Raw genomic sequence first — 13,966 nt, forward strand, 5'->3', positions numbered from 1 at the left:
TCATGCCGCATCGTTTTTTGCAGCATGATAAGCTGCAATGCGGGCTTCCAACTCGGGTCGGAAATGTTTAATCAGGCCCTGAATCGGCCAGGCAGCGGCATCGCCAAGGGCACAAATTGTATTGCCTTCAACCTGTCGGGTAACAGATTCCAGCAAATCAATTTCTTCAACGGTGGCATTACCAACGACCATGCGGTGCATCATGCGCTGCATCCAGCCCGTACCTTCACGACAAGGGGTACATTGCCCACAGCTTTCATGATGGTAAAAATCGGAAAGCCGGGTAATGGCCTTGATGATATCGGTATCTTTTTTCATGACAATCACAGCAGCGGTTCCCAAGCCAGAGCCATGTTCGCGCAGCCCATCAAAATCCATGATGGCCTTATCACATTGTTCCTTATTCATCACAGGAACAGATGATCCACCGGGGATGACGGCCATCAAATTATCCCAGCCGCCAATCACCCCGCCACAATGGGTTTCCAGAAGTTCACGCAAGGTAATCCCCATGGCATCTTCCACCACACAGGGGCGCTCCACATGACCGGAAATGCCATAGAGTTTCGTTCCGGTGTTATTTTCCCGACCAATACTGGAGAACCAGGCTGCCCCACGTCGCAGAATTTCTGGGGCAACGGCAATGGACTCCACATTATTTACAGTTGTTGGGCAACCATAGAGACCTGCCCCAGCTGGAAATGGTGGCTTGAGGCGCGGCTGTCCTTTTTTACCTTCAAGGCTTTCAATCAGGGCTGTTTCTTCCCCACAGACGTAAGCCCCGGCCCCACGGTGAACATAAAAATCAAAGTCCCAGCCGTGAATATTATTTTTCCCGATCAGTTTATTTTCATAACATTCATCAATTGCGGCTTGTAGGGCTTCGGCTTCGCGGTAAAATTCGCCACGGACATAGATGTAACACGTATGCGCCTGCATGGCGAAAGAGGCAATTAAGGCCCCTTCGATCAGGGTATGGGGATCATTGCGCATAATCTCACGATCTTTACAGGTACCCGGTTCCCCTTCATCCGCATTGATCACCAGATAATGGGGGCGCTCCCCGACTTCTTTGGGCATGAAGCTCCATTTAATGCCTGTGGAAAAGCCAGCCCCACCGCGACCACGAAGGCCGGAGGCTTTCATTTCTTCAATGATCCAGTCGCTGCCTTTTTCAAGAATCGCCTTGGTGCCATCCCAACAGCCACGTGATTGTACACCTTTGAGGGACTTATCCTTGAGGCCATAGATATTGGTGAAAATGCGGTCTTTATCACTCAGCATTCGCCATCTCCCGTCAATGTGGTTGGGCCACCAAGCGGTGCAGCCCCTTGGCGACCATTATAAGGTCCCGTTCTAGGCTGTTGACCATTGCGCAAGTCATGGATGATCTGTTTGGCATTATCGGCTGTCAGGTCTTCGAAATAATCATCATTGATCTGCATCATCGGGGCATTGGAACAGGCCCCGAGACATTCCACTTCCCACAAGGTAATCAAACCATCTGCGGATGTTTCACCCGTGTTGATCTCAGCTGTTTCCTGAACGGCTTTGACAATGTCGTCAGACCCGCGCAGCCAGCAGGAAATATTGGTACAAACCTGAACATGGTGTTTGCCCACAGGCTCTTTATTAAACATGGTATAGAAGGTTGCGACTTCATATACCCGTGTTGGGGCCATTCCCAGCATCTCCGCCACCATATCCATGGCTGCACGGGGTAACCAACCGTGTTGGCGCTGTGCTAAATCCAGCAAGGGCATGCAGGCGCTTTGTTGTTTACCTTCCGGATATTTGGTGATGTGCTGTTTTGCACGTTCCAGATTTTCTGTCGTAAAGGCAAAGCTGTCAGGTTGTTGAAACGTTATATTGCTCATCGGTCAATCTCCCCGAAAACGATATCCAGAGACCCGATATTGGCCGTGATATCAGCCAGCATATGTCCGCGTGACAAGAAATCCATGGCTTGTAAATGTGCAAAGCCCGGTGCCCGGATATGACAGCGATAGGGTTTGTTGGACCCATCTGAAACCAGATAAACGGCAAACTCCCCTTTTGGGGCTTCAACTGCACAGTATGTTTCACCTGCCGGGACTTTGAACCCTTCTGTGAAGAGTTTGAAGTGATGGATCAAGGCTTCCATTGAGGTTTTCATTTCCCCGCGTTTTGGCGGTGAAAACTTGTTATCTGTACATTTCACGGGCTCGCCTACACAGTCATCCAGCTTGTCACAGGCTTGAATAATAATTTTGCAGGTTTCATACATTTCCAAAATGCGTAGATAGTAGCGGGTGAAACAATCGTTTTTGCCCTTCCCCACAGGGATGTCGAAATCAAATTCTTCATAAGAATCATAAGGCTGGCTTTTACGCAAATCCCATGGGACACCACATCCACGCAAGTTTGGGCCGGAAAACCCCCAGTCCTGTGCGTCTTCAAGTGCAATAACACCGATGTCGACGGTACGCTGGCGGAAAATACGGTTATCGGTCAGCAAGGTTTCAATATCTTTGACAACCTGGGGAAAACGTTCAGCCCAGGCTCGGACATCATCTGTCAATCCTGCGGGGATATCCTGAGCTACTCCACCGGGGCGGTAATAGTTCATATGCATACGTGCTCCGCAGGCCCGTTCGCAAAATTCATACAGGACTTCACGTTCTTCAAACCCCCAAAGAAACGGGGTCATGGCCCCGACATCCATGGCATAGGAACAAACGTTCATCAGGTGATTTTGGATACGCCCGATTTCTGAAAAAAGTACACGGATATACTGCCCCCGTTTGGGAACCTCCATCCCGGTTAGTTTTTCAATCGCTAAACAAAAGGCATGTTCCTGATTTTGCGGGGCAACATAATCAAGGCGATCAAAATATGGTGTGCCTTGTTGATAGATTTTATGTTCCAGCAGTTTTTCTGTACCCCGATGGAGAAGCCCGATATGTGGGTCTGCTCGATCAACAATCTCACCATCCATTTCCAGCACAAGGCGCAGTACACCATGGGCTGCGGGGTGTTGGGGGCCAAAGTTGAGGTTGTAGTTTTTAATCTGATTGTCAGACATTTACGCATTGCCCTCCGCTTTTTCATCACCGGGTAAGACGCCTTGAATCCCCTCCCATGGGGATAGGAAATCAAAGTTACGGAAGTCTTGTGTCAATTTAACCGGCTCATAAACAACGCGCTTTTGTTCATCGTCATAACGGAGTTCAACATAACCAGTAAGTGGAAAATCCTTGCGCAAGGGATGACCTTCAAAGCCATAATCGGTCATAATACGGCGCAAATCGGGATGACCATCAAAATAGATGCCATATAGGTCCCAAGCTTCACGTTCAAACCAGCCTGCCGCACTAAACAAGCTTGTGACACTGGGGACTGGTGTGTCTTCATCAGTTGTAATCTTGATCCGTGCCCGCAGATTATGACTTGTACTCAACAAATTATAAACAACGTCAAAACGTTCTTCGCGTTCAGGGTAATCAACCCCACACACATCCATGAGAAACTTGAACTGACAATTGGCATCATCGCGCAAGAATTTAAGAACCTTGATGATCGCATCACGTCGGGCGTGCAAGATAAGTTCACCATTCTTAATTTCTGTTTCGGTGACTTCCTGCATCAGTTTGACGGCGATAATGTCGGAAAGCTCGTTTAAGGCTTCAATCATAGATATCCCCTTTTCCTAGCGAAACAGTGTGCCTGTGCGGCGAATTTTCTTCTGGAGTTGAAGAATGCCATACAGAAGGGCTTCAGCCGTTGGGGGGCAACCCGGTACATAGATATCAACGGGAACGATGCGATCACAGCCTCGCACAACGGAATAGGAATAATGATAATAGCCTCCACCATTGGCACATGATCCCATGGAAATCACATAGCGCGGTTCGGCCATTTGGTCATAGACACGGCGAAAGGCCGGTGCCATTTTATTGGTAAGTGTCCCAGCAACGATGATGACATCGGATTGTCGTGGGCTTGGGCGAGGTACAACGCCAAAACGGTCAAGGTCATAACGAGCCATATAAGCGTGCATCATTTCAACAGCACAACAGGCCAAACCAAACGTTAACGGCCATAAGGACCCGGTACGTGCCCAATTCACAACTTTATCGACTTGCGCTACAACAAAGCCGCGATCCTGAATTTCATCCGTTACAGCTTTGAGCAAATCATCTTGTGCCGCCCCGGCAGGGGTAAGTGCCTGAGAGCCGGGTTTGGAATCTACTCCCATTCCAAAGCTCCTTTCTTCCATTCATATATGAAACCGATGGTGAGAACGCCCAGAAAGACCATCATCGACCAAAAACCGAACAAGCCAATATGTCCCAGCGAAATCGCCCAAGGAAAGAGAAAGGCAACTTCAAGGTCAAAAATAATAAAGAGGATGGCGACAAGGTAAAAACGTACATCAAATTTTGTACGGGCATCTTCAAAGGCAGCAAAACCACATTCAAAGGCGGAATTCTTTTCTGTGTCGGGCTTTTGTGGTGACACAATAAAGGGGGCAAGAATCATGATGCCAGCGATTACAATCGCAATTGCCAAGAAGATAATAATTGGCAAATATTCTAACAGGAGTGCTTCCATCGTAGCGTCCCTTTTTACCTTACGTTAGTTCGCAAGGCTTCTAACAAACAAATTTTCCAAAGAGAATATCGGCCATTTACGTCACAACATAAACTTACGTAAAGTCGATCTCCCCTTCAGATCACGGGTATTATTTTTTATACCCTTGTTGCGCCATACACCTGTTTTCAATAACAGGTTTACCGACAATAAAGTGGCGAGAGTGACGGGACTCGAACCCGCGGCCTTCGGCGTGACAGGCCGACGCTCTAACCAACTGAGCTACACCCCCACGTTTGTCATTTTTAAAAGAGTAACGCTATAAGTCCTTTCAGGCAAATGGAAAAACTGTGTTTTGTGAAGAGTTTATAAAGAAAATGAGAGAACGGTTTTTCGGTTAGAAAACAGTCGTGCAAAATAGGCTATTTAGAAAGAGGGAAAAGAAACCGTGTAAGGTTTTGAATTTTATAGCTGAACGCAAAAAGGCCGTCGCAATGACGGCCTTTTGAAGATGGTGGGCGACGAGAGATTCGAACTCCCGACCCCCTCGGTGTAAACGAGGTGCTCTAACCAGCTGAGCTAGTCGCCCTTCTTAGCATCTTTATCTCTGCGAAGAGAGTGAATGGTGGGCGACGAGAGATTCGAACTCCCGACCCCCTCGGTGTAAACGAGGTGCTCTAACCAGCTGAGCTAGTCGCCCTAAGAAGTTGACGTGTTTATAATTGAATTTTTTAGCTATGCAATAGTTATTTTAAGAAAAATGATATTTTTTTTGAAGTGCTTAGAAGGATCCCTAAAAAAGTAAAACCGGCTAGCTTTCGCCAACCGGTTCCACAGGATACATGAACTTATGAATCTTAGTTCACAGCGTCCTTCAAGCCTTTACCAGCTTTAAATTTCGGCTGTTTAGAAGCCGGAATTTGAATTTTTTCGCCGGTGCGCGGGTTGCGGCCTTCAGAAGCAGCACGTTGTGCTACAGAGAAAGTGCCGAAACCGACGAGACGAACCTCGTCACCTGATTTAAGTGCATCAGTGATAGCGCCGAAAACGCCGTCAACTGCTTTAGAAGCGTCAGCCTTTGAAAGGCCAGTACCAGAAGCTACTGCAGCCACAAGATCGTTCTTGTTCACCTGGGCCCCCTATAAAGTGGTTATTATTTAAATAAAGCGAAGACTTTTGATCGTTACCAACCAATCGTCGAAGACGCGCAAAGTTTACTTTCGCCAAATCATGCAGTCAATCGAAGATACGTTGAAAGTCGCAGTTTTTTCACTTTTTTCAGTCTATTAATTCAAGGGCTGATATTTACGGTCATCAAGAATGATGAAATTTAACCTACAATGGCATAAATAGAGTTATTCAAATAAAAACGCCGCCCACATAAGAGGCGGCGCTTTCAAAGATTCTCTAAGAAAAGTCTAATGTGTCACAACACCGTTAGATTCTTCATCTGATTTGCCTTTTGACATTTCAGATTGATTCTCTTTTTCTTCATCCCATTCAATGGGAACAAGCGGGGCGCTTAAGGCTTTTTCCAAAACTTCATCCACCCACTGAACGGCAATAATATCAAGCCCACGTTTGACGTTGTCCGGGATTTCCTTGAGGTCTTTTTCATTATCACGTGGAATTAAGACCGTTTTGATACCTGCACGGTGTGCGGCCAAAAGCTTTTCTTTCAGTCCACCAATTGGCAGAACGCGACCGCGCAAAGTAACCTCACCCGTCATCGCAACATCTTTACGAATAGGAATACCAGTCAGTGCTGAAACAATTGACGTCACCATACCGACACCGGCACTTGGGCCGTCCTTTGGTGTGGCCCCTTCCGGGACGTGAACATGAATATCTTTTTTGCTAAAGACTGTCGGTTCAATACCAAAAGAAATGCTTCGTGACTGAACATAAGTCGTTGCAGCCTGAATTGATTCTTTCATCACATCGCCAAGCTTACCGGTTGATTGGGCCACGCCCTTCCCCGGTGTGACAACAGCTTCAATGGAAAGAATTTCACCACCGACTTCTGTCCAGGCCAGACCTGTGACAACGCCGACCAGATCTTCTTCCTCAACTTCGCCATAACGGAATTTCTTCACGCCCGCATATTTTTCAAGGTTGCGTGACGTAATGGAAACTTTCTCAGATTTTTGAAGCAAGATATCGCGTGTGGCTTTGCGACACAGCATGGCAATTTCACGTTCCAAATTACGCACCCCGGCTTCACGGGTGTAATAGCGGATCAGGTCACGAATTGCACCTTCGGAAATCGTCCATTCCCCTTCTTTCAAACCAGCAGCTTTTTTCTGTTTTGAAATCAGGTGACGTTGGGAAATTTCAACCTTTTCATCTTCTGTATAACCTGAAAGACGCAGGATCTCCATACGGTCGAGCAGTGGTTGCGGCATGTTCAACGAGTTGGCCGTTGTGACAAACATCACGTCAGACAAATCGTAGTCCACTTCCATATAATGATCCTGGAACTTGTCATTTTGTTCTGGGTCAAGAACTTCCAACAAGGCAGAAGCTGGATCACCACGGAAGTCGCTGCCCATTTTTTCAATCTCGTCCAACAGGAAAAGAGGGTTGGACGCTTTGGCTTTTTTCATGCCCTGAATGATTTTACCCGGCATAGAGCCAATATATGTACGGCGATGGCCACGAATTTCAGATTCATCACGCACCCCACCCAGTGCCATACGGACATATTTACGACCTGTCGCACGAGCAATGGATTTACCCAATGATGTTTTACCCACACCTGGAGGGCCGACCAGACACAGGATCGGGCCTTTCATCTTTTTGGTACGTTGCTGCACGGCCAAATATTCAAGAATACGTTCTTTGACTTTTTCCAGACCGTAATGGTCTTCATTCAAAATCTTTTCGGCCAGAGCCAAGTCCTTTTTGACTTTGGAACGCTTCTTCCACGGGATTGTCAGCATCCAATCCAGATAGTTGCGCACAACGGTGGCTTCTGCTGACATCGGGCTCATGGATTTAAGCTTTTTCAACTCGCCCAAAGCCTTTTCACGGGCTTCTTTGGAAAGCTTGGTTTTCTTGATCTTTTCTTCGAATTCGGTGTTTTCATCCTTACCGTCTTCACCTTCGCCCAATTCATTTTGAATCGCCTTGAGCTGTTCGTTCAGATAGTACTCACGTTGTGATTTTTCCATCTGACGCTTCACGCGGTTACGGATTTTCTTTTCGACTTGAAGAACACCGATTTCAGTCTCCATGAAGGAGAAGACTTTTTCCAAACGGTCAATCACAGCTGGCATTTCCAGAAGTTCCTGTTTTTCAGAAATCTTCAATGCCAGATGGGAAGCCACTGTATCGGCCAGTTTGCCGGAACCTTCAATTTGATTGATGGATACCATCACTTCCGGTGGAACTTTTTTGTTCAGATTTACATATTGTTCAAACTGGGTAACGACAGAACGGCCTAAAGCTTCGACTTCTTCTGCCTCGCCTTCGGTTTCTGAAATGTCGCTGACACGTGCCTGAAAAAAATCTTCCGTTTGGGTATATTCATCAATGCGGGCACGACGGCCCCCTTCGACGAGCACTTTGACTGTCCCATCAGGCAGCTTGAGAAGTTGCAGAACAGTAGAAACTGTCCCGACTTCGTAGATATCTTCGGCTTTTGGATCATCATCAGTTGCATTTTTTTGAGCAACCAAAAGAATTTGCTTATCTTCTTTCATGACATCTTCAAGCGCACGAACTGATTTTTCACGCCCGACAAAAAGCGGCACGATCATATGCGGGAAGACAACAATGTCACGAAGCGGCAGGACGGGGTATGTACCGTCAGAAGTATTTTCGAACATAAGACCCTTTTTCAAAACTGTCTGTTCATTTGATGCGATCCCATGCATTGGCAATCGCGTTAAGTCATCTTAGACCAAAAAGAATTTAGCTCCCAAGAAGAAAACTTCAAGGGAGCTAAAAAAATAACGAAATTATATGAAATTTCTGTTTACGCGCTTGAATCAGCCTCTTCCGGCTTATCAGCGTAGATCAGCAGTGGGGCAGCAGAACCATCGACAGCCTCTGTATTTACCACAACTTCATCAACATTATCCTGGCTTGGCAGGTCAAACATGGTATCCAGTAGGATTCCCTCCATGATTGAACGTAAGCCACGTGCGCCCGTTTTACGTTCGATTGCCTTATCTGCAATAGATTCCAAGGCACCTTCGGTAAAGGTCAGTTCAGAATCTTCCATATCAAAGAGGCGCTGATATTGTTTAACCAATGCGTTCTTCGGTTCAGTCAAGATACGAACAAGGGCTTCGTTATCTAAATCTTCCAACGTTGCCAAAACAGGCAAACGACCAACAAATTCCGGGATCAGGCCGAATTTCAGCAAATCTTCCGGTTCCATGTCGTGCAGGATATCCCCTACCCCACGGTCATCATCGCTACGAACATCAGCACCAAAACCGATGGAGGTATCACGGCCACGATCAGAAATAATTTTGTCAATGCCAGCAAAGGCACCGCCGCAGATGAACAGGATATTGGTCGTGTCAACTTGCAGGAATTCCTGTTGCGGGTGTTTGCGGCCCCCTTGTGGTGGAACGGAAGCAACTGTGCCTTCCATAATTTTCAACAGGGCTTGCTGCACACCTTCACCCGATACGTCACGGGTGATGGACGGGTTATCAGATTTGCGTGAAATCTTGTCGACTTCATCAATATAGACGATACCACGTTGGGCACGTTCCACATTATAGTCAGCAGCTTGCAGCAATTTCAGAATGATATTTTCAACGTCTTCACCCACATACCCGGCTTCAGTCAAGGTTGTCGCATCAGCCATAGTGAATGGAACATCCAGAATACGTGCCAGTGTTTGGGCGAGAAGAGTTTTACCGCAACCTGTTGGGCCAACCAGCAGAATGTTTGATTTTGCCAGTTCAACCTCGCCTGTTTTACCAAGATGGTTCAGGCGCTTGTAATGGTTATGGACAGCAACGGACAAAACGCGTTTTGCATGGCGTTGGCCGATTACATAATCTTCAAGAACATCAAAAATTTCTTGTGGGGAAGGAACGCCTTCTTCCGATTTGGACAGGTTGGTTTTGCTTTCTTCACGGATAATATCCATGCAGAGTTCAACACATTCGTCACAAATGAAAACGGTAGGACCGGCGATCAGTTTACGGACTTCATGTTGGCTTTTGCCACAGAAGGAACAGTAGAGTGTGTTTTTTGAGTCGTCACCGGAAGACTTAGTCATGATTACTCCGTATGCGGTGCTTGTTTTACACCTGTTTGAATTCTTATCTCTATAGACAGCTTAGCCCGAGTTGAGAGTCAACTACAATGCCTAAAATGAACTTTTCGACAGGAAAGTGTCATAAATTATACGTATGGATGTCACGCACAGATTACAAGCATATGAAAACGCCCGCTTAAAGAGAGCGGGCGCTTTATTTTTTTATTCTGCGTCTTCGCTGCCGGGGCGTGTGGCGACAACTTCGTCAATCAAGCCGAAGTCTTTGGCTTCATCCGGCGTCATGAAACGGTCACGTTCGAGTGCTGATTCGATGTCATCATAATTTTGCCCAGTATGGTGTACATAGATTTCATTCAGACGTTTTTTCAAAGACAAAATTTCTTGAGCCTGAATTTGAATGTCTGTCGCCTGACCTTGCGCCCCACCGCTTGGCTGGTGCACCATGATACGGGAGTTCGGCAGCGCATAACGTTTGCCTTCAGCCCCTGCAGCCAAGAGCAGGGAGCCCATGGAACACGCCTGACCCAAACAAACTGTAGAAACGTCCGGGCGGATATATTGCATGGTGTCATAGATGGACAGGCCGGACGTCACAACACCACCGGGGGAGTTGATGTACATGGCAATGTCTTTATCCGGGTTTTCAGATTCCAAGAACAGAAGCTGGGCACAGATCAGGCTGGCCATATGATCTTCCACCTGCCCTGTGACAAAGATGATACGTTCTTTTAACAGGCGGGAATAAATGTCATAGGCGCGTTCACCACGGTTTGTGGTTTCTACAACCATTGGGACCAGATTGCTCATTACGCTAAGAGGATCGTGCATTATTTTTTGTTCCATGTTTTGCAGTAAAAAACCCACCCTGTTTTCACAAGGTGGGTTTAAATTACGAAGCCTTTTCCAATCTAGCAAGGGGAAGATGTGGAAAATGGCGAAAAAGATGTTTCTTATTCAGAAGCTTCTTCTTCTTTAGCCGCTGCCTTTTTCTTGGCCGGGGCCTTTTTCTTTGCAGCTGCTTTTTTCTTTGGCTTTTCTTCTTCTTCGTCATTCAAAGAATTCAGCAGGTCATCTGCGGAAACTTCTTTGTCTGTGACGTCTGCCAATTCAAGAATGAAATCGACGACTTTTTCTTCAAACAACGGTGCGCGCAGAGATTCGATTGCTTGCGGGTTGTTTTTGAAATATTCGAATACAGCCTGTTCTTGGCCCGGGTAGCGTGTTGCTTCCTGCATGATCGCCTGGTTCAGGTCTTCCTGATTCAGTTCGATTTCATTAACGCGACCAACTTCGGCCAGAACCAAACCAAGACGTACGCGACGCTCAGCGATAGATGCGTATTCTGTTTTCAACTCGTCATCAGACTTGTCTTTGTCTTCTGCGTCGATTGCATCTGGGTTATTTTTGCGTGTTTCTTCGTATTGTGACCAGATTTGGTTCACTTCACCGTCAACCAGTGTTTGCGGCAATTCGAAAGAGTGTGCTTCGTCCAGTGCGTCCAGCAGATGCTTTTTAACGTGCTGGCGTGTCATTTGGTCGAATTCTTTGGAACGTTCTTCACGAATCGCATCTTTCAATGCATCCAGTGTTTCCATGCCGACTTTTTTCGCGAGTTCGTCATCAAGTTCAGCCGGAACAACTGTGCGAATTTCGTTCACAGTACATTTGAAAACAGCATCTTTGCCTTTGAGGTTTTCTGCGCCGTAATCGTCTGGGAATTTAACTTCAACGTCTTTTTCTTCGCCAGCTTTCATGCCGATCAGTTGATCTTCGAAGCCCGGAATGAAAGTACCAGAACCGATTTCGAGGTTGTAGTTTTCACCTTTACCGCCTTCGAATTCTTCACCGTCAACAGAACCAACAAAGTCGATCACTGCGATGTTGCCTTTTGCAACTTTCTTGGCCTTGGACTTAGCTGGCTCAGAAGATTTGTTGCTATCAGCAATGCGTTGCAGTGTTTCGTCGATTTCTTCGTCTTTAACCGGAACAACCAGACGCTCCAGAGAAACTTTTTTGAAGTCCATCAGATCGAATTCGGGGAACAGCTCAACAGCCATTGTGAATTCCAGATCTGTGCCTTCTTCGAATTTTGTGATTTCGATTTTAGGCTGAGCTGCTGGACGCAGTTCATTGTCTTCAATCGTTTTAGAAGAAGCTTCGTTTACTGCGCCTTCCAGAACTTCACCCATAACGGACTGGCCGTATTTCTGACGAAGGATTTTCGCCGGAACTTTACCTGGGCGGAAACCCGGAATTTTGATGGTTTTGGAAATTTCGCCAAGGCGAGTAGTAACTTTTTCTTCGATATCTGCTGCAGCAACAACTACAGAATATTCACGGTTAAGACCTTCGGCCTTAGTTTCAGTAACCTGCATGTCTGAAATCTCTATAATAAGATGAGTTATACGAATTCGTCTGTTGAATTCGGTGTGGCTGCTAGATCGAATAAAGAGATTTTTTGGTGCGGGTGGAGGGACTTGAACCCCCACGGCTTGCGCCACCAGAACCTAAATCTGGCGTGTCTACCAATTTCACCACACCCGCAATGTCAAAAAATCGTATTCGTAAGCGCCGAACGCCTCGAATTCAATTGCGCGACACTCTATACATAACTTTGCGCAAGTCAATACGCAGAATCTTATTTTTGTAATGTTTTTATCACCAAAGGCAAAAAATCACCGATATCTTCGGCAATAAGGCCCGCTCCAGCCTCTTCCGCACAACGTCCATGGAACCATGCGCCCAGACATCCCGCTTCAAAGGCACCTAAGCCCTGGCACATCAGCCCAAGACAAATCCCGGCCAGAGAATCCCCACTACCTGCCGTTGCCAGCCAGGGGGTGCCTGTCGTGTTAATAACAGCACGCCCATCTGGCGAGGCAATGACCGTATCTGGACCTTTTAGCAAAACTGTACATTGGGAAAGGCGGGCCGCTATTCTTGCCTTTTCAACTTTACTTCCGGAAATTTCAGGGAAAAGGCGGGCAAACTCCCCTTCATGCGGGGTGAGAAGAGTTTCACCACCACGTCTTTGCCACTGCCAGTCATCCAGCATGCTGAGGGCATCGGCATCCAATATAAGGTGGCGCTTAGATTGTAACAGCATGTGCACCATGGACTTGCGCCTGTCCCCAATCCCCAAGCCGGGGCCAATCAGATAAGCATTTTTGCGAGGATCACTTAAGAGTTTATCAAGACTTGCATTGGAAACAATATTGCCTGCTTCGCCCTGACGGTAGACCATATAAGCACTGCCATGGGCATTGATGGTCAAAAGCCCTGCCCCAACCCGTCTGGCACAAATAGCAGCCAGTCTTGTTGCCCCGGTCATTTGTGGACCACCCACAATAACACCATGCCCCCGGTGATATTTATGTCCCTCAATATCAGGCCAGGGGAAAAACTCTTGAGGGTGATTGATTTCACATTTGGGGTCAATTTCTTCGATAACGGCATCAGGAATGCCAATGTCTGTGACAACAAGTTCCCCACACAGTTTTTTCGCGGGGTAAAGGTAATGTCCGGTCTTTGGGCGACAAAATGTGACCGTTAGATCTGCTGGTAATGTGGTACCAAGCACCTGTCCGCTTTCACCATGAAGGCCACTGGGGGTATCAACGGCAACGATGGGAACGTTAAGGGCTTTCGCTTTTTCCAAGGTTTGGGCAATAATTCCTTCAACATTGCGCACCAATCCTGCACCGAAAATCGCATCAACGATCAGGTCAGTACCGTCTAGCTGTTCAGGAGCAAGTGGATGTATCTCTTCTGTCCAGCGATCAGCATTAATTTTTGCATCGCCTTTTAAGCTATTTTGATCTCCGAGAAGAAGGACTTTGACCTGAATCCCGCGTTCTTTCAACAAACGGGCAATGACAAATCCATCCCCACCATTATTGCCCGGACCACATAAAATGACAGTTTGTTTCGGGCTCCAGCGTTGGGTGATTTCACGTACAATGGAAAGTCCGGCGGCTTCCATCAGCTCGACACCGGGAATCCCGCTTGCGATGGTAAGGCGGTCTGCCTCATACATTTCTTCTACAGTTAAAAGGCGGTTTTTCGTATTTTTTCCCATCGCTTCCTTGCCTTTGACTACAACAGCTTTTAAATAGCAGATCAAAACGTAAACCATGAATGGTGTCAATT

12 protein-coding genes and 4 tRNA genes are annotated in these 13,966 nt (G+C 46.9%); all 16 read right to left on the reverse strand.

The window, feature by feature from the left end; genetic code table 11:
• Entirely contained in the window at positions 1-1,284 is a 1,284-nt protein-coding gene (gene nuoF, locus E4K71_RS06880; RefSeq protein ID WP_135078032.1) for an NADH-quinone oxidoreductase subunit NuoF, read from the reverse strand.
• Positions 1,278-1,877, reverse strand: a complete 600-nt coding sequence (gene nuoE / locus E4K71_RS06885; RefSeq protein WP_135078034.1) for an NADH-quinone oxidoreductase subunit NuoE — start codon at positions 1,875-1,877, stop codon at positions 1,278-1,280. Before nuoE ends, nuoF begins: the two co-directional genes overlap by 7 nt.
• Positions 1,874-3,064: an NADH-quinone oxidoreductase subunit D gene (locus E4K71_RS06890; RefSeq protein ID WP_135078036.1), complete on the reverse strand. Its 1,191-nt coding sequence runs from the start codon at positions 3,062-3,064 to the stop codon at positions 1,874-1,876. Before E4K71_RS06890 ends, nuoE begins: the two co-directional genes overlap by 4 nt.
• The gene (locus E4K71_RS06895) at positions 3,065-3,625 is read right to left on the reverse strand and encodes an NADH-quinone oxidoreductase subunit C (RefSeq protein ID WP_240796910.1); all 561 of its coding nucleotides are present in this window, start codon (positions 3,623-3,625) and stop codon (positions 3,065-3,067) included.
• Between the two features lie 63 nt (positions 3,626-3,688).
• Positions 3,689-4,237 (reverse strand): NADH-quinone oxidoreductase subunit B, encoded by a 549-nt coding sequence (locus E4K71_RS06900; protein WP_240796885.1) that lies wholly within the window; start codon positions 4,235-4,237, stop codon positions 3,689-3,691.
• Complete coding sequence (locus E4K71_RS06905; RefSeq protein ID WP_135078042.1) at positions 4,228-4,593, reverse strand: NADH-quinone oxidoreductase subunit A; 366 nt, start codon at positions 4,591-4,593, stop codon at positions 4,228-4,230. The genes E4K71_RS06900 and E4K71_RS06905 overlap by 10 nt, the downstream gene beginning before the upstream one ends.
• A 194-nt stretch (positions 4,594-4,787) precedes the next feature.
• Positions 4,788-4,864: transfer RNA gene (locus E4K71_RS06910), tRNA-Asp, on the reverse strand.
• 220 nt (positions 4,865-5,084) lie between these two features.
• Positions 5,085-5,161, reverse strand: a tRNA-Val gene (locus E4K71_RS06915).
• Positions 5,162-5,195: 34 nt separating this feature from the next.
• A tRNA-Val gene (locus E4K71_RS06920) sits at positions 5,196-5,272 on the reverse strand.
• Between the two features lie 157 nt (positions 5,273-5,429).
• Positions 5,430-5,702: an HU family DNA-binding protein gene (locus tag E4K71_RS06925; protein ID WP_069185710.1), complete on the reverse strand. Its 273-nt coding sequence runs from the start codon at positions 5,700-5,702 to the stop codon at positions 5,430-5,432.
• Positions 5,703-5,990: 288 nt separating this feature from the next.
• Positions 5,991-8,402 carry an endopeptidase La gene (gene lon, locus E4K71_RS06930; protein WP_135078044.1) on the reverse strand — a complete coding sequence of 804 codons (2,412 nt, stop codon included), beginning with the start codon at positions 8,400-8,402 and terminating at the stop codon, positions 5,991-5,993.
• Between the two features lie 149 nt (positions 8,403-8,551).
• Positions 8,552-9,817 (reverse strand): ATP-dependent Clp protease ATP-binding subunit ClpX, encoded by a 1,266-nt coding sequence (clpX, locus tag E4K71_RS06935; protein WP_135078046.1) that lies wholly within the window; start codon positions 9,815-9,817, stop codon positions 8,552-8,554.
• A 201-nt stretch (positions 9,818-10,018) separates the two neighbouring features.
• The gene (clpP, locus tag E4K71_RS06940) at positions 10,019-10,645 is read right to left on the reverse strand and encodes an ATP-dependent Clp endopeptidase proteolytic subunit ClpP (RefSeq protein WP_240796886.1); all 627 of its coding nucleotides are present in this window, start codon (positions 10,643-10,645) and stop codon (positions 10,019-10,021) included.
• A 122-nt stretch (positions 10,646-10,767) separates the two neighbouring features.
• Complete coding sequence (gene tig, locus E4K71_RS06945; RefSeq protein ID WP_135078050.1) at positions 10,768-12,192, reverse strand: trigger factor; 1,425 nt, start codon at positions 12,190-12,192, stop codon at positions 10,768-10,770.
• An 84-nt stretch (positions 12,193-12,276) separates the two neighbouring features.
• Positions 12,277-12,361 (reverse strand) — tRNA-Leu (locus tag E4K71_RS06950).
• Positions 12,362-12,455: 94 nt separating this feature from the next.
• Entirely contained in the window at positions 12,456-13,952 is a 1,497-nt protein-coding gene (locus E4K71_RS06955) for an NAD(P)H-hydrate dehydratase (protein ID WP_240796887.1), read from the reverse strand.
• Between the last annotated feature and the right edge of the window lie 14 nt (positions 13,953-13,966).

It is taken from the genome of Terasakiella sp. SH-1 (assembly GCF_004564135.1).
Lineage (GTDB): Bacteria > Pseudomonadota > Alphaproteobacteria > Rhodospirillales > Terasakiellaceae > Terasakiella.